14 protein-coding genes are annotated in these 16,137 nt (G+C 71.3%); 2 read left to right on the forward strand and 12 right to left on the reverse strand.

Annotated features, from left to right (window positions below; genetic code table 11):
- Both ABD143_RS04435 and ABD143_RS04440 read right to left on the reverse strand, forming a co-directional pair.
- The coding region (locus ABD143_RS04435) for a hypothetical protein (protein ID WP_343971674.1) at positions 1–209 on the reverse strand (209 nt) is incomplete at its 3' end.
- Between the two features lie 349 nt (positions 210–558).
- Positions 559–3,135 carry a CHAT domain-containing protein gene (locus tag ABD143_RS04440; protein ID WP_343971678.1) on the reverse strand — a complete coding sequence of 859 codons (2,577 nt, stop codon included), beginning with the start codon at positions 3,133–3,135 and terminating at the stop codon, positions 559–561.
- Here ABD143_RS04440 and ABD143_RS04445 point away from each other — a divergent pair.
- A complete protein-coding gene (locus tag ABD143_RS04445) occupies positions 3,117–4,643 on the forward strand; it encodes a S8 family peptidase (RefSeq protein ID WP_343971681.1) in 1,527 nt (508 codons plus the stop codon). The two genes, ABD143_RS04440 and ABD143_RS04445, sit on opposite strands and share 19 nt — an antisense overlap.
- 58 nt (positions 4,644–4,701) lie before the next feature.
- Here ABD143_RS04445 and ABD143_RS04450 read toward each other — a convergent pair whose 3' ends face one another.
- From ABD143_RS04450 to ABD143_RS04490, 9 genes are all read right to left on the reverse strand, one after another.
- Positions 4,702–5,160 (reverse strand): hypothetical protein, encoded by a 459-nt coding sequence (locus ABD143_RS04450; protein WP_343971684.1) that lies wholly within the window; start codon positions 5,158–5,160, stop codon positions 4,702–4,704.
- A 1-nt stretch (position 5,161) separates the two neighbouring features.
- The gene (locus ABD143_RS04455; RefSeq protein ID WP_343971687.1) at positions 5,162–5,806 is read right to left on the reverse strand and encodes an RNA polymerase sigma factor; all 645 of its coding nucleotides are present in this window, start codon (positions 5,804–5,806) and stop codon (positions 5,162–5,164) included.
- A gap of 90 nt (positions 5,807–5,896) precedes the next feature.
- Positions 5,897–7,027 (reverse strand): ABC transporter ATP-binding protein, encoded by a 1,131-nt coding sequence (locus tag ABD143_RS04460; protein ID WP_343973306.1) that lies wholly within the window; start codon positions 7,025–7,027, stop codon positions 5,897–5,899.
- A 43-nt stretch (positions 7,028–7,070) separates the two neighbouring features.
- Complete coding sequence (locus ABD143_RS04465) at positions 7,071–8,090, reverse strand: ABC transporter ATP-binding protein (RefSeq protein ID WP_343971690.1); 1,020 nt, start codon at positions 8,088–8,090, stop codon at positions 7,071–7,073.
- Positions 8,087–9,010, reverse strand: a complete 924-nt coding sequence (locus ABD143_RS04470) for an ABC transporter permease (RefSeq protein ID WP_379659589.1) — start codon at positions 9,008–9,010, stop codon at positions 8,087–8,089. The genes ABD143_RS04465 and ABD143_RS04470 overlap by 4 nt, the downstream gene beginning before the upstream one ends.
- Before the next feature lie 10 nt (positions 9,011–9,020).
- Positions 9,021–10,025 (reverse strand): ABC transporter permease, encoded by a 1,005-nt coding sequence (locus ABD143_RS04475; protein WP_343971692.1) that lies wholly within the window; start codon positions 10,023–10,025, stop codon positions 9,021–9,023.
- A gap of 92 nt (positions 10,026–10,117) precedes the next feature.
- Positions 10,118–11,797, reverse strand: a complete 1,680-nt coding sequence (locus tag ABD143_RS04480) for an ABC transporter substrate-binding protein (protein WP_343971695.1) — start codon at positions 11,795–11,797, stop codon at positions 10,118–10,120.
- 138 nt (positions 11,798–11,935) lie between these two features.
- The gene (gene recR, locus ABD143_RS04485; protein WP_343971698.1) at positions 11,936–12,553 is read right to left on the reverse strand and encodes a recombination mediator RecR; all 618 of its coding nucleotides are present in this window, start codon (positions 12,551–12,553) and stop codon (positions 11,936–11,938) included.
- A gap of 3 nt (positions 12,554–12,556) precedes the next feature.
- A complete protein-coding gene (locus tag ABD143_RS04490; protein WP_343973312.1) occupies positions 12,557–12,880 on the reverse strand; it encodes a YbaB/EbfC family nucleoid-associated protein in 324 nt (107 codons plus the stop codon).
- Positions 12,881–12,982: 102 nt separating this feature from the next.
- On the opposite strand from ABD143_RS04490, the gene ABD143_RS04495 reads away from it, so the two are divergent.
- Positions 12,983–13,831, forward strand: a complete 849-nt coding sequence (locus ABD143_RS04495) for an N-acetylmuramoyl-L-alanine amidase (protein ID WP_343971701.1) — start codon at positions 12,983–12,985, stop codon at positions 13,829–13,831.
- A 27-nt stretch (positions 13,832–13,858) separates the two neighbouring features.
- Here ABD143_RS04495 and ABD143_RS04500 read toward each other — a convergent pair whose 3' ends face one another.
- Positions 13,859–15,952 carry a DNA polymerase III subunit gamma and tau gene (locus ABD143_RS04500; RefSeq protein ID WP_343971704.1) on the reverse strand — a complete coding sequence of 698 codons (2,094 nt, stop codon included), beginning with the start codon at positions 15,950–15,952 and terminating at the stop codon, positions 13,859–13,861.
- Positions 15,953–16,137: the final 185 nt, after the last annotated feature.

The following is a 16,137-nucleotide window of genomic DNA, read 5'->3' on the forward strand; positions in this document are numbered from 1 at the left end:
CCCACCGCCCGGCGGAACGCCGTCCCGATCTTGTCCAGGATCGCCGGGGACGGGATCGGGTAACCCAGGTGCCTGGTCAGGAAGCTGACCACCTGCCCGCCGACCTGCAGGTTGGGCACATAGGCGTTCAGATAGACCCGGTCCAGGCACTCCAGATCCAACGCCACCTGCCCGTCCAGGACATCGTTGACCGTCACCGTCGCCGCCACGACCCACAGCGTGAGCGCCACCCGCCGGCCTAACCAGCCACCACCTCGGTGGTCCGAGGCCCAGCCTCACTGGGAGGGTCCTGAACAACTCCGCCCGTAGCGAGCGGCGTCCAGGTGGGTGCATCGCAAGGCGGACGATCGGGTCGATACCGCTGTTGTATCGGCCCGATCGTCCAACGCCGCGAGGTGCCCGCCTGGGCGTCGCGCAGTAGGGCCGAGTTGCTCAGGGCGCTCCTAGGTGGCGGCCTTCTGCGAAGAAGGCCGACACCGCCGCGGCGTCCGGGAGCTCGTCGGCCCACCGCATCGCCCCGAACGGGACGTTCCAGAACTCGCCGTCGCCCGGACCGCCTCAGCCCGCGCCGTACGCGGTGGCGGCGCACCAGTTCGCGAACCCGCGTGGGTCGTCGCGATCCACCTCGGCCCGTGCTCGACACAGGCCATCGGCCATGTCCGCCCCGCGCCCCAGGTGGGCGTGCAGAGCCGTGTTCAGGGCCACCGCCTCGAGGTCGACGATCGGCGCGATGCTCGCGACCAGGCCCCGGGTGCCACGGGCCATGAGTGCGCCGACGAAACCAAGCACCTCGTCGCCCTCGTAGGCGACGCCTGCTGCCGAGTCGCACGCAGCGAGCACCACCCGAGCAGGCGCGCTCCCCAGCAGGTCGAGCTGGTGCAAGCTGAGGTCGCCACCGGAGAGCCGCAGCGCCGAGAAGGTCGGGTTGTCCAGGCGCAGCAACCCGTGGCACGCGAGATGTGCGAGATCCGCTCCGGCGAGGACGGCCGTCACCGCCTCGACCGTGCCGTAAGGAGGCACGAGCACAACGGGCGTCTGGTGCAGTGCCGCGACTGCCGCCACCTCCTGTGTCGCACCCGGGAGATCCGGGCCTGCCACCAGAACCGTCGCGCCCGAGCGGGTCGATCCGTTGTGCGCCGAGCGGGCCCAGAGGGAGAGCGACGGCGCCACCGACGTCGGCGCCGGGTGCATCGCCGACCAGGCGATGTTGCGCGTCACCACGTCCGGCAGGACCACCAGCGGCACGTCCGGCGCCAGGCCAAGCGGGTCGAGGAGCAGCGCACGCAGGACGTCGATGCCGTGCTCGGCGCTGACCCGCGCCGCCTGCAGCGAGCGCTCCGGACCCGAACGCGTCAACCGGCGAAGAGCGAACAGCACCGCGTCGGACTCGGCGCGGATCCGGTCTGCCGGGCCGAGCGGCACGAGCCGCGTGCGGCGCGCCGTGAGCACGGCGGCGAAGGCGTCCGGGCCGTCGCTGCCGAACGCCACCGCCGTGCGGCCGTCGAGCAGTGTGCGTGCAGCGGTGAGGGTGACCGGCGCGCTGCTCGGGTCCTTCGGGGCAGGCTCCCGCCACGACGATCGCCGCACCTCCGACTCCAGCTCAGCCTGCCGCGCGAGCAGCGCAGGTGGCTCCGCAGTGCCTGCCCGGCGTGCCGACTCCAGCTCCGCCTGCACCGCCGACAGCGCAGCGAGCTGCGACTTCACCTCCGGCCCCGCGGGTGGGGCCATGGTCAGCAGAGATGCGGCCCTGGTGCGCTCCATCCAATCCAGGACTGCGGCCGCCGATCCGGACCGCAGCAGCACCCGCATCCCGATCTGGCCGAGCTCCGTCCCGTGTCCTGACGCGAGGGCCCGCAGCTCCATCGAACCGAGCGCGGCGCGGTGCCTGGACAGGGTGGCGAGACCGGTACGACTGTGGCGCAGGGTCTCACGGTCGTTCCCGCCGGCCTCGGCTGCGAGGGCGGCCGCGAGCCTGCCCTCCAGGCGTACGAGCACCGAACCGCGTGCCGATTGGCGTCGGGCGGCGTCGAGGTGCCGCATCGCGACAACTCGCCGGGAGCGGGCGAGTGCGACACGACCGGCAAAGAGGTTCGCGTCCACCGCAGCGGCCCGCAGACCGAGCTGACGAAGGACCCCTGCGGCCCGCTGGACACGCGCGAGGGAGACCTCGTCGCGCCTGCCCCCCTCCCACGCGGCGCGGCCAGCAAGCACGTCCGCCCGCGCGGTCCACCCGGCCCGGCGTTGCCTGCGGAACTCGGCGGCGACGTCGCGCGCAAGCTCGTACGCCGCATCCGAGTGGCCCGCCAGCAACGCGACCCGGGCCGCCCGATACCGCGCGTCGCCTCCCATCAGTGCCACGTCGTGCGCTCCGAACTCGGCGACCGCGCGCTCGGCGAGAGCAAGCGCCTCCGGCAGCAGGCGCAGGTCGATGAATGCATCGAGCTGTTCGAGCAACAGTTCGGCGGTGGGGAGGCCTGCCTCGGTGTATCGCTCCTCGGCTGCCGAGAACTGCCGCATACTCTCGGCCAGCCTGCCTGCCTGCGCGAGGACCCACGCGCGGCTGGACGCGAACGCGGCGACGAGAGCAGGAGCGACGGCCGAGGCCAGCTCCTCAGCCATGTCCAGCAGTTCGAGTGCCGCGTCCGGACTGCCCTGCTGCACCGTGATGATCGCCAGGTTGTTGGCCACCTTGGCCCGCAGCTCCACCGGAGCCGACGGGTCGGCGAGGACACGCCGGCACAGCTGAGCCGCGGTGCGCAGCTCGCCGGTGTTGTAGTACAGCGATGCCTGCTGAAGGCCGAGCTCAGGAGGAAGGTCGTGGCGTGTCTCGCCGAGCGCAGCCAACAGGTCCCGCCGCGCTGCGGAGTGTTCTCCCAGCTCGAGGTGCACGGCGGCGCGCGATACCAGCACCTCACGCATCCGGCGGTCCAGCCGGTGCCGTTCGGCGAGCTCCGCCGCCTCGTCCAGCAGGGTCTTCGCCGCCCGGTTCGCCAGACGTGCGTGTTCGAGCCACGCCTGGGCCCGCAACGCAGCAGCGAGCGCCTCAGCGGTGGCAGGCACGTCTGCGCGCATCTCGCTCCGCGCCCGCGACAGCAGGTCGGTGCAGGCCGCCGCGCTTGCCATCGGATCGGCCACAACTCGGCGGTACATCTCGAGGGCAGGTATCAGGAGATCCGTCGGGTGCTCAGCATTCACGTGCTCGCCCTGCCTGTCGGCGTGCGCAGTCTGTCGGAAGCACAAGATTAGGAGACACCGTGCGGGGTGACCCGATCACCAGGACCCATGGCCCATTCAGCACGCTCTACCCACAACCCGATCCACCCGCCACGCAGGACGAGGCGGGGGAGATTGAGAAACACGCCGAGCATCTCGCATCCGGGGACAAGCAGTACTTCATCGCCCTCATCGATTTCCTGAACCGGCGGCGGTCCGGCGAGGACCGCATGGACCTGGTCCGGGACCCCGACGACCCGGACTTCGGGCTGCTGCTGAGACAAGGCGAGCTCATCGTCCGCACCGAGCTCGTCGACGACTCATTGCTGGCCGAGCTGCGGGCTGCGAACGTCGGCTTCGAAGAGAACGCGCGGCTCCCGGTGCCCGACGAGCTGGAAGGGAAGGTCACCCGCTTCGCATCCACGCTGGAGGCCAAGGATCTGCACGCGCTGGCGCGGCGGCTGCGGGCCGATGGCCACGCGGTGTCGGTGAACCACTTCACGCCCCTGAACCCCTGGGTGAAGGGCAAGGGTGGGCCCGAGCCGACGAGACGGCGGCCGGAACTCGTGGCCGGCAAGCCAGTTGCGTCAACGGTGGTCGCGGTCATCGACACCGGCATCTCCGACATACGGAACGACGGATGGCTGGACGAGATCCAGCGGGCAGCAGACCGCTCGAATGTCGACGAGCTGATGTGGCCGGGCGACACGTTCCTCGCGTTGGGGGCCGGGCACGGCACATTCACGTGCGGCCTCGTCACCCAGGCCTCCCGCATGGAGATCGATGGCGAGGTCCGGCCTGCCGCTCCGATCGTGGCAATCAAGGCACTGGACGTCGACGGCCTCGGCAGTGAGATCGAAGTCGCCGCGGCGATGGTCCGCGCTGTGCACGACGGCGCGCGGATCATCAACCTCTCGCTGGGCACCCAGTCCCTCGACGATCAACCACCGGTGGCGCTGCAGGTGGCGCTGGAGATCATCGACGCCTACGACGGTCCGCACGGTCCGGGCGAAGAGGTTGTCATCGTGGCGGCCGCAGGCAACTACGGCGACACCCGGCCGTGCTGGCCTGCCGCGTTCAAGCGCGTGGTCGCGGTCGCAGGGCTCACCGGCGCCGGGACCCCGGCTGGATGGTCCAGCCGCGGTTTCTGGGTCGACTGTTCGACGGTCGGCCAGGGTCTGGTTTCGACGTTCGTCATCGGTGACGAGTCCCCGGAGATCGACCCCGATGACGCCGACGTGTTCCCGCCGGGATCGGATTGGGCCGGCTGGCTCGGCACTTCCTTCGCCGCGCCGCAGATCGCCGGGCTGATCGCCCGACTCTGCGCGGAGCGGGCGCTGACCCCGCGTCAGGCGCTGGGCGAGATCCTCCGCTCCGGCCGGCCGGTCCCGGACTTCGGAAAGGCAGTGACGATCCTGCCGGGCACCTGAGGGGTTCGACGTTGCCGGGGTGGGGCCGAGGTTCGGTCCCACCCCGGTCGGTCTCCACTCACACCACGGTCGGTGGGAGCTCCACGTCCGATCCGTCGGCCAGCCGCACTCGCAGACCGATGCGCTGCCGCGTCGACGGAAGGGAGATGACGAACCGCCCGAACCCGTCGGCCGCGACGGAGACGGTCCCACCATCGTCGGTGCGCAGCTCCAGCTCCACGGCCTGGGCAGGGACAACCTGTCCCAGCAGCCGCCTGCCCGACGGTGTCGAATCGACCTCGACCTCGACCGTCAGATCGCCGCCCTCGAACGTGAGGAACCGCGGCTGGGAGGTGGAGCGCACCAGCGCAGGCTCGTCGTCCAGCAACGAGTCGTGGGTGAGCACCGCCAGCTCCGCGTCGATCGTGCGCCACGTGTAGCTCTGCTTGGCTGCCTCCACCACCTCGGGCGGCGGCTCGGTCCACGGCCGCAGCGCCTCCGCCAGCTCGGCGAGCAGAGCGTCGTCGTCGTGTCCCATGTCAGCACCCCACCGCGGAACCTGAACCGCCGTCGGCATCGAGCAGCTTGCGCAGCCGATCGAGGCAGCGCGCCCGGGTGGGACCGATGCTGCCGATCGGCATCTCGAGGGCCGCCGCCACCTCCGCGTACGGCGGCGATACGACGATCACGAGGTGCAGGAGCCTGCGGCACCTCTCCGGCAGCTTGGCGAACGCCCGGCGCATCTGGCGCTTGCGCTCGGCGCCGAGTGCGGTCTCCTCGGGGTTCGGGAGAGCGGAAGGTGCGTCGTCGAAGCGCCCCTCGTCGTCGGTGACGATCTCCCGGCCGCGCAGTCTCAGCAGCCGCAGCGCCTCCCGGCCTGCGGTGGTGGCGAGCCAGCCGCCGAGACGTTCAGGCTCGCGGAGGCGGTCGAGATTCTCCACCAGGCGAAGCCACGTGGTCTGTACGACCTCGGCGGCGTCCGCCTGCCCGAGCCGGTAGCTGGTCGCGATCGACCACACCAGCCCGCTGAAACTCTCGACGATCGCGTCCCAGGCGGCCTTGTCACCCGCAGCCGCCCGACGGACCGTGTCGCCGACCTCGCTCTGTTCCACCCGGCCCGCCCACGCTCGATCCACCCGCGTCCCCCGCGGCCGCACGACCGTAGCCCAGACCACCGCGCTCACCCACTTCCCGCTCCATGACGATCCTGTCAAGGAGGTGTCCGAGCCCGCCCCGATACCGATCCGTTGGGGTGACGCGGTTTACACGGAGGATCAGCGACCGAGGATCTCCGTGACCGACCCCGGGAGCTCCGGCACCGCGCCGGGGGCGAGCACGTCGTCGCGCACCGCTTCGGGATCCACGCGGTGCGGCTGGAGCTTGCCGCCGCGGATGTCCTCCGCCCAGTGGCACGCCACCCGGTGCCCGGCCGGAGCCCCTTCGATCACACGCAGCTGCGGCCGCTCGTCGTCGCAGCGCTGCGGCTGGCGCCAGGGACAGCGCGTGTGGAAGCGGCATCCCGCGGGCGGCGCCGCGGGCGAGGGCAGGTCGCCGGTGAGCAGGATCCGCTCCCGGCGGTCCTCCAGTTCGGGATCCGGCACCGGGACAGCCGAGAGCAGCGCTCGCGTGTACGGGTGCTGCGGGTCGTCGTAGAGGCCCTGCGACGGCGCCTCCTCGACGATCCCGCCCAGGTACATGACTCCGACGCGGTCGCTCACGTGCCGGACGACGGCGAGGTCGTGGGCGATCACCAGGTAGGTGAGCCCCAGCTCGACCTGCAGCTTGCCCAGCAGGTTGAGCACCTGCGCCTGCACCGAGACGTCCAATGCGGACACCGGCTCGTCGGCGACGATCAGGTCGGGCTCAACGCTCAGCGCGCGGGCGATCCCGATGCGCTGGCGCTGGCCGCCGGAGAACTCGTGGGGGTAGCGCCGGAGGGCGGCCGAGGGCAGCCCGACGGAGTCGACGAGCTCGCGGAGCCGGGTGTTGTCCTCCGCGGGCCCGCGGGAGAGCCCGTGCGCACGCATGCCTTCGAGCAGCAGCGACTCCACCGACTGCCGCGGGTCGAGGCTCGACATCGGGTCCTGGAACACCATCTGGAAGCGCCTGCGCATCGTGCGCAGCCGCTCACCCTGCAGGTGCGCCACGTCGACACCGTCGAACGTCACGTTGCCTGCCGTGGGCTCGACGAGGCGCAGGATCGCCCGGCCGAGCGTGGTCTTGCCGCAGCCGGACTCGCCGACGAGCCCGTAGGTCTCACCGCGCTTGATGTGCAGTGACACCCCGTCGACCGCGTAGACGTGGCCGACGGTGCGGTCGAGCACCAGCCCGCGCTTGATGGGGAAGTGGACCGCGAGGTCGCGGACGTCCAGCAGCGGGGCGGTTCCGTTCGCGCTTTCGGTCATGCCGTCGCTTTCGGTCATGACGTCGTTGCCCTCACTGCTGCCCTCACTCCGCGCTCGCCGGGACCGGGTTGTGACACCGCAGCAGCCGCCCGCCGCTCGTCTCGTCCTGAGGTGTGACCTCCAGGCAGGCCTCCAGCGAGCGCGGGCAGCGCGGGGCGAACGCGCACGCGTGCGTCCACGGCACGTTGTCGACGACCGAGCCGCGGATGGCCTGCAGCTCCTCCCCCGGCGGCGCGTCGAGCCGGGGGATGGAGCGCAGCAACCCGTGGGTGTAGGGGTGGCGCGGGGTGCTGAACAGCCGGTGCCGCTGGGCCCGCTCCACGATCCGCCCCGCGTACAGCACGTTCACGGTCTCGCACAGCCCGGCGACGACACCCAGGTCGTGGGTGATCATGATCAGGGCGGCGCCGGTCTCGCGCACGAGCTCGCGCAGCAGTTCGAGGATCTGCGCCTGGATCGTGACGTCCAGCGCGGTGGTCGGCTCGTCGGCGATGAGCAGTCGCGGCTGGCAGGCGAGCGCGATGGCGATGAGGGCGCGCTGGCGCATGCCGCCGGAGAGCTGGTGCGGGTACGAGTCGAGCCTGCGCCGCGGGTCGGGGATCCCCACCCGCTCCAGCAGCTCGGCGGCCGCCTTGCGGGCCGTCTCCTTGCCCATCCCGCGGTGGCGCCGCAGCACCTCCGTGACCTGCAGGCCGATCGGAATGACCGGGTTGAGGGAGGTCAACGGGTCCTGGAAGACCATCGACAGGTCCCGGCCGCGGCGTTCGCGCATCTGCTGGTCGGACAGCGTGAGCAGGTCGACGCCGTCCATCACGACGCTGCCGCTGACCCGCACCCCGCGGGACGGGAGCAGGCGCATGATCGCCATCGACGTGACGGACTTCCCACAGCCCGACTCGCCGACGAGCCCCACCACCTGGCCCGGCGCGACGTCGAAGCTGACGCCGTCGACGGCGACGGTCTCGGGCTCACCCTTACGCTGGAAGGCGACCCGCAGGTCGCGCACCGAGAGCAGTGGACCGGTCTCGGCGCGCAGCGACGTCGTGCTCCGTGCGGCCGTCATCGGCGCCCCTTCGGGTCGATGGCCTCGCGCAGCGACTCGCCGAGCAACGTGAAGCCCAGCGCCACGACGATGATCGCGATCGCCGGGTAGAACGCGAGCGCGGGCCGGACGTCCAGATAGGACTGAGCCTGGGCCAGCATGAGGCCCCACTCGGCGCGGCCGGGGTCCGCGTCGCCGAGGCCGAGGAACGAGAGGGCTGCGGCGTCCAGAATGGACGCGGCGAGTGTCAGTGTGGCCTGCACGATCACCGGGCCGATCGCGTTGGGGAGCATGTGCCGCAGCACTAACGCGTTCCGCTTCACCCCGAGCGCGGTGGCGGCCAGGACGTGGTCGCTCTCGCGCTGGGCGAGCATCGAACCGCGCAGCAGCCGCGCGAAGATCGGCACGCTGACGATCGCCACCGCAATGATCACCGTCGTCTGCGACGGTCGGGCGGCGAGCGCGGCGATGGAGATGGCCAGCAGCAGGCTGGGCACCGAGAGGAGGACGTCGACGAACCGCATCAGCAATGTGTCGACCCAGCCGCCGAACGCACCGGCTACGGTGCCGATCACCATCCCGACCGCCAGCCCGATGACGGTGGCGAAGACACCGACGAACAGCGTCTGCTGCGAGGCCAGCAGCATCCGCGAGAAGAAGTCGCGGCCGTTCTGGTCGCTACCCAGCGGGAACCCGGGCTGGGCCCCGGGGATCGTGTCGGGGCGCAAGTTCTCGCGCAACGCCGGGAAGCTCTCTGCCGCGTCGTGCGGTGCCAGCGCCGGCGCCAACAGGGCCACAAGCACGAACGCCCCGACGAGGACGGCGCCGATGATCGCCGCTGGATTTCGCCGCAGACGCTGGAACGCCTCGCCCGTGAGGCTACGACCGCTGGACAGGTCGTCGATCCGGTCCTTTCGGCGCTGCGCCCAGGTCGTCGTCACCCCTGCCCCCTCATCGCAGCCGCACTCTCGGGTCAATGATCGCGTAGGAGAGATCGACCAGCAGGTTGACCAGCACGTAGATCAGCGCGCCCAGCAGGATCAGGGCCTGGAGCCGAGGATAGTCCCGCCGCGTGATGCCGTCGGCCAGCAGCGTTCCGACGCCGCCCCAGACGAACACCTTCTCGGTGAGCACCGCGCCGGCCAGCAGCAACCCGACCTGCAACCCGATGGTCGTCGACACGGGCAGCAGCGCGTTGCGCAGCACATGCCTGCCCCGCACGGTCGACGGCGCCAGGCCCTTGGAATTGGCCGTGCGGACGAAGTCCGAGTTGACCACGTCCAGTACGGATGCACGCGTGATCCGCACGATGACCGCGAGCGGGATCGTCGCCAGCGCAACAGCGGGGAGGACGAGGTGCTGCAGCGCGTCCGCAGCCGCGTCGAACTCCCGGGTCAGCAGGCCGTCGAGCACGGCGAAGCCGGTGACACGGGTGGCGTCGATGTCGACGGCCTGCCGACCGGACGGCGGGAACCAGCCCAGCTGTACGGCGAAGACGGCCTTGAGCAGGTAACCGAGGAAGAACACCGGCACCGCGACCCCGACCAGCGTGCCGATGATCGTGCCGTTGTCCAACGGGCGCCCGCGATGTGTCGCAGCGAGGTAACCGAGCGGGATGCCCAACCCGATCGCGATGACGAGCGCCGCCACGGAGAGCTCGATCGTGGCGGGCAGGGCTCGAGCGATCTCGGCGAGGACCGTGTCGCCCGAGATGAGGGAGCTGCCGAAGTCGCCGGTGAGGGCGCGGCCGAGGAAACGGACGTACTGCACCGGGATGGGCTGATCCAGCCCGAGGATCTTGTTCAGGTCCGCGATCTTCTCCGGGGTCGCCTTGTCCCCGAGCAACGCCGACGCCGGGCCCCCCGGCAACAAACGCAGCCAGGCGAAAACTAGCGCCGACAGCACCAGCAGGGTCGGCACGACCTGCAGCAGGCGGCGCATGACAAAGCGCAGCACCGTCCCCCCTTCACCTGTGGAGAAAGGGATGGCGCCCGCGGTCCGCGAAGCGCCATCCCGAGATCTCGGAACTCGGTCCCACCGTTACGGGATCATCCCTTACTGACCGTATTGAACCTCTCGTCGGTCAGCGGCGAAGGCACCAGCCCGGAGATGTTCGACCGGACGACGATGGCGGGCGGCGAGCTGCTGAGCGGCACTGCCGGGAGGTACTTCGCCATGATGTCCTGGTTGGCCTGCGCGTAGGCGGCGGCGTGCGCTGCCGGGTCGGGAGTGGCATCCGCTGCGGCCAGCGCCGAGAACAGTGCGGGGTCGTTGAAGCCGAACTCGGCCTTCTCCCGCCCGAAGAACGTGCCGACGAAGTTGCCGGCGTCGTTGTAGTCGCCGGTCCAGCCCAGCAGGTGCAGGTCCTGCTTGCCGGCCTTCTGGACGCTGTCCTTGTAACCGCCGTTCCACGGCTCTGCCACGGGGTTGATCGTGATGCCGACCTGCTTGAGATCCTCGGAGATCACCGAGAACAGCTCTGTGGGGTTGGGCATGTAGGGACGCGAGACCTCGGTCGGGTAGTAGAAGTTCAGCGTGAGGTTCGACGCCCCAGCCTCGGCAAGCAGGCTCTTGGCCTTCTCCGGGTCGTAGGGATACTGCTGCACACCCTGGGCGTATCCCGCCACCGTGCTCGGCATGAACTGCGTGGCGACCTCGCCACCCTCGGGCAGCTTGTTCTTGACGAGCGCGTCGCGGTTGATCGCGTACGCGATCGCCTGGCGCACTCGCAGGTCCTTGAGCGCGGGGTTGTTCTTCTGGTTGATGCCCAGGTAGAGGATGTTGAAGTTGTCACGGACGAGCACCTGCTGCCCGGCGGCCTTCAGCGAGGCGTAGTCGGCGGGCGACGGCAGGTCGTAGCCGTCGATGGTGCCGGCCGCGAGTTCCTGCTTGCGCGCGTTCTCGTCGGGGATGATCCGGAAGATCAGCTTGTCGACCTTGGCCTTCTCGCCCCAGTAGTCGTCGTTGCGGACCAGGGTGACCGTGCCGTTGGCCCTGTCGTAGCTCTGGAACTTGAACGCCCCGGTGCCGGTCGGGTGCTCGGTGGCGTAGGCGCTGTAGCTGAACGAGTCACCGCTCTGCGTCACCTCGTTGGCGTTGTACTGCTTCATCGCCGTCGGGCTGGAGATGGAGAACGCGGTCAACCCGAACGCGGCAGGGAGCGCGCCCTTGTACTTGGTGAGCGTGACGACCGCCTGGTTGGAGGCGGGGGCCGTGCAACCCGTGTACAGGGGCGAACCGGTGGCGTCGCCTTCGTTCTTCGCGAAGCCCTCGAAGATGTCGCCGTAATAGATCATCTGGCTCTGGGCTGCGGCGCCGGACATGTTGAACCAGCGATCGAAGTTCGCGCAGATGGCGGCGCCGTCCACCGCGGTGCCGTCGTGGAACTTGACGCCGTCGCGCAACGTGAACGTCCAGGTCTTGCCGTCCGGCGTGCTCTCCCACTTCGTCGCGAGACCGGGGGCGAGTTCGGTGGTGCCCGCCTTGTACGTGATGAGGGTGTCGTAAATCTGCCGGATCGGCCGGAAGCTCTCCCCGTCGTCGTTGAAGATCGGGTCGAAGTTCTTCGGAGCACCGGCCGCGCCGAACACCAGCGTGCCACCGGTGGCGCCGGCCCCGCCTTGAGCGGCCGTGCCGTCGTCGCGCGCGGAGTTGGCGCAGGCAGCGAGGGTCACGGCGAGCGCTCCGGCCGCGCACACGGCGGAGAGTCGTCGGGCAGCAGATCTCATGCAGGCAACACCTCTTCGTAGGAGATCCGCAGACGTTAATGCGACCGAATACCGATCGGTAGGTCCCTGAGTCACGGTTCGACTACGTCTGGGCCCACTGGGTGGTTCGCCCGCCCCGCTACCCCGCTGTCCCGGTCCTCAGAGGACGCGCCGCCCGGAAAGCGCGCGTCCGAGGGTGAGCTCGTCGGCGAACTCGAGATCGCCGCCCATCGGCAACCCGGACGCGAGCCGGGTGACCGACAGCCCGGGGAAGTCGCGCAGCAGCCGCACGAGGTAGGTGGCCGTGGCCTCGCCCTCGGTGTTGGGGTCGGTCGCGATGATCACCTCGGCGATCTCGGTCTCGTCGGCCGCCGGCCCGGTGCCGCCGAGGCGCGCCAGCAGCTCGCGGATGCGCAGGGAGTCGGGGCCGACGCCGGCCAGCGGGTCCAGCGCGCCGCCGAGCACGTGGTAGCGGCCCTTGAACTCACGCGTGCGCTCGACCGCGAGCACGTCCTTCGGCTCCTCGACCACACACACCACCGTGGGGTCGCGCCGGGCGTCGGCGCAGTACCGGCAGCGCTCGCGCTCCGACACGTTGCCGCACACCTCGCAGAACCGGACGCCCTCCTTCACCTTCTGCAGGACCTCCTGCAGGCGCGAGACGTCGGCCGGCTCCGCGGCCAGCAGGTGGAACGCGATGCGCTGGGCGCTCTTCGGTCCCACTCCCGGCAGCCGGCCCAGCTCGTCGATCAGGTCCTGGACCGGTCCTTCGAACACGGACTAGCCGATCCCGGGCAGACCGAGGCCACCGGCGGCGCCGCCGAGGCCGCCCGCAAGGGGCCCGATCTTCTCGGCCTGCAGCTCCTGCGCGGCCCTCGCGGCGTCGAGGAGCGCGCCGACGACGAGGTCCTGGAGCGTCTCGACGTCGTCCGGGTCGACGACCTTGGGATCGATGCGCACGGAACGCACCTCGCCGGCAGCCGTGGTGGTGACCTGCACCAGCCCGTTGCCGGCCTGGCCGATCACCTCGGCCGCCGCCAGCTCGGCCTGTGCGGCCATCAGCTGCTCCTGCATCTTCTGCGCCTGCTGCAGGATCATCTGCATGTCGGGCTGACCAGGTTGCACCTGTGGTCTCCTCGTACGTCGCGCCGGGCCGTCGGTGCGGCCGACTCTGCACGCCAGGCTATCTGCTGAGAGGCTTGGGGGGTGCGAACGTCCCGTCGCCTATTGCTCTGCTGCGCGGCGCTCGCCGCCGTCGCAGCGGGCAGCGCGTCCGGGGCACCGCCGGTGCGCCCGGTGGCCGGGGCGGCGGTGACGGCTCCGGCGGTGACGGCGCGGGGGCTCACGGCACCGGCAGCGGTCAAGACTCCGGCAGCGGTCCCGGCTCCGGTGTCGGTCACCCGGGCACCGGTGGTGGTGCTCGACCCCGGGCACAACGGCCGCAACGGCGCGCAGCCCGGCGTGATCTCCCGCCCCGTTCCGGACGGGCGCGGCGGTACGAAGCCGTGCAACACCACCGGCACCGCCACCAACGCCGGCTACTCGGAGCACGCCTTCAACTTCGACGTCGCAAACCGCGTGGCACAACGACTGAAAGCGGCCGGCGTACAGGTTGTGCTCACCCGCACCGACGACAACGGCGTCGGGCCTTGCGTCGACGAGCGCGGGCTCGCCGGTGAGAAGCACGCGGCCGATGCCGTGGTGTCGATCCACGCAGACGGCTCCGCGGCGGCCAACTCCGGGTTCCACGTCGCCCGTTCCGAGCCGGCCCTGAACCCGGCGCAGGCAGGCCCGGCGCTCGCGCTTGCCACCGCGCTGCGCGACGCCATGCGCGCGGGCGGCTTCCGGGACTCGGACTACCTCGGGCGCCAGGGCCTCTTCCCACGCCCCGATCTCGCCGGGCTCAACCTGGCTACGCGGCCGACGGCACTCGTGGAATGCGCCAATATGCGCAACCCGGGCGAGGCCGCGGTCGTGTCGTCGCCCGAAGGCCGCGAGCGGTACGCGGCAGCCATCGCCCACGGTGTGCTGATGTTCCTGGGGCGGGGGCCCTAGAGGAGGGTCCTAGCGGCTGCTCCTGCGTCAGCGACGGTCGATCGCCTTGGCGCCCAGCTGGCTGCTCAGCAGCTCGATCGCCGCTTCCTCAGGGTCGCGCAGCGCCGTGGGGGCCGTGCCGGGGTCGGCGGCGGCCTCGGCCAGCATCGACTCCTCCTCGTCCGGAGGAGCGTCCTCGTCGGGGGGCTCGGGCGGGAGCGGCACGCCGTCCTCGGTGGCGGCCGAGCGGCGAACCGGCGGCGGGCGGTGCTGCCGCTGCGGCACGGGCGGCGCCTGCCTGGCCGGGGTCTCGCTGCCCGCGGGGCGGCGCGGCGCGGCGCTCCTCGCGTCGGCAGCCGGAGCGGGCGGGTCGCCGTGCTCGCAACGCACCTGCCAGCGGACACCCAGCACGGTGTGCAGGGCGGCCGACACGATGTCGGCGTTGCGTGGCTCGGACAGCCGCCTGGCGAGCGACGGCGCCCCGATGCCGAGCACGAGCGTGTCGCCCTGCACCGCGCGCACCGTGGCGTTGACCAGCATCGCCTCGATGCTGCGGCTCTGCGCCCGCGCTGTCGCCAGCACTTCCGGCCAGACCCTGCGGACGGCCGCTGCGTCGAGCGCGGCGGCAGGCTCGGCCGCCGCTGCCGGGGGACGAGCCGGCTCGGGGGTAGGTGCGGGGGCAGGTGGAGGTGGAGGTGGAGGTGGAGGTGGAGGTGGAGGACGCTCGCTCACACCCCCCTCGGCGGGAGGACGGGGGACCTCGGCACGACTGGCGCGGCGCTCGCTCGCCGCCGCGTCGGGGGCACGCTCCGTTCCATTGGCCGGCGCGGCACCCTCGATGGAACGGCTCTCGGCCGGGGCGGGCGTGGCGCCGTCCGGCTGGCCGGGCCGGTCGCTGCGCCGCTGGAACATGCGGCGTCCGGCTGCGGCGGGTTCCGGCTCGTCCGGGCCGGACTCGGCGGTGTGGACGGGGCCCGGCGCGATCGAGCTGCGCCGTTCCAGGCGTTCCAGCCGCTCGAGGAGGCCCGGCTCCGCAGCGGTGGCCGCAGGCAGCAGCATGCGCGCGCACAGCAGCTCGAGCAGCAGCCGAGGGGCCGTCGCGCCGCGCATCTCGGTGAGCCCGGCGTGCAGGATCTCGCCGTAGCGGGCCAGCGTGGCCTCACCGAACTTGCCCGCCTGCTCCTGCATCCGGGTCAGCTCGTCCTCCGCGGCCTCGACGAGACCCCGCTCGGCTGCCTCGGGAACGGCCTGGATCAGGACGAGGTCACGCAGGCGCTGCAGGAGGTCGGAAGCGAACCGGCGCGGGTCGTGGCCGGCCTCCACCAACCGGTCGACCGCTTCGAACACGGCGGCGCGGTCGCCCGCGGCCAGCGCGTCGACGACGTCGTCGATCAGTGCGACGTCGGTGACGCCGAGCAGCGCGACCGCCCGCTCGTACGTGACGCCCGCCGGGCCCGCACCCGCGAGCAGCTGGTCGAGCACCGAGAGTGTGTCGCGGGCGGAACCCCCGCCCGCGCGCAGCACCAGCGGGTACACGGCGGGCGCGACGACCGCGTCCTCGTCGGCGCAGATGCGCTCCAGCAGCTTGCGCAGGGTGCCCGGCGGGATGAGCCGGAACGGGTAGTGGTGGGTGCGCGACCTGATGGTGGGCAGCACCTTGTCCGGCTCGGTGGTGGCGAACACGAACACCAGGTGCTCCGGCGGCTCTTCCACGATCTTCAGCAGCGCATTGAAGCCCTGCGTGGTGATCATGTGCGCCTCGTCCACGATGAACACGCGGTAGCGCGACTCGGCGGGGGCGAAGAAGGCCCGGTCGCGCAGCTCGCGGGTGTCGTCGACACCGCCGTGGGACGCGGCGTCGAGCTCGGTGACGTCGATGTTGCCCGGCCCGCCCGGCGCCAGCGAGATGCACGACGGGCAGACCCCGCAGGGTTCTGGAGTGGGGCCGAGCTTGCAGTTCAGGGAGCGCGCCAGGATCCGCGCCGACGATGTCTTGCCGCAGCCGCGGGGGCCGGAGAAGAGGTAGGCGTGGTTGATGCGTCCGGAGGACAGCGCCGTGCTCAACGGCTCCGTGACGTGTTCCTGCCCCACCACCTCGGAGAACTTCGCCGGGCGGTACTTGCGGTACAGAGCCAGCGCCACGGCCGCGAGGCTACCCACCAGCTCCGACACGCGGACGCCGGGGAACGAACCGAGAACAGCCGGCAGGCACGAAACCCCTCCAGGTGATCCTGGCCCCGGATCCCAGGGGGCGAAGCCTCCGGGGCCGGAAGATGCGGTCCGCGAACCCCTCCGGCTAGCCGGAGGATCCGGGCGCGAAGCGCTCC

It is taken from the genome of Pseudonocardia aurantiaca, assembly GCF_039526725.1.
Taxonomy (GTDB): domain Bacteria; phylum Actinomycetota; class Actinomycetes; order Mycobacteriales; family Pseudonocardiaceae; genus Pseudonocardia; species Pseudonocardia aurantiaca.

What these genes read in the sequence shown, in the direction of transcription:
- ABD143_RS04465 (WP_343971690.1), bottom strand. Translation starts at nt 8,090, where the DNA reads ATGACGGCCGCACGGAGCACGACGTCGCTGCGCGCCGAGACCGGTCCA.
- ABD143_RS04480 (WP_343971695.1), bottom strand. Translation starts at nt 11,797, where the DNA reads ATGAGATCTGCTGCCCGACGACTCTCCGCCGTGTGCGCGGCCGGAGCG.
- ABD143_RS04490 (WP_343973312.1), bottom strand. Translation starts at nt 12,880, where the DNA reads ATGCAGATGATCCTGCAGCAGGCGCAGAAGATGCAGGAGCAGCTGATG.
- ABD143_RS04460 (WP_343973306.1), bottom strand. Translation starts at nt 7,027, where the DNA reads ATGACCGAAAGCGCGAACGGAACCGCCCCGCTGCTGGACGTCCGCGAC.
- ABD143_RS04450 (WP_343971684.1), bottom strand. Translation starts at nt 5,160, where the DNA reads ATGGGACACGACGACGACGCTCTGCTCGCCGAGCTGGCGGAGGCGCTG.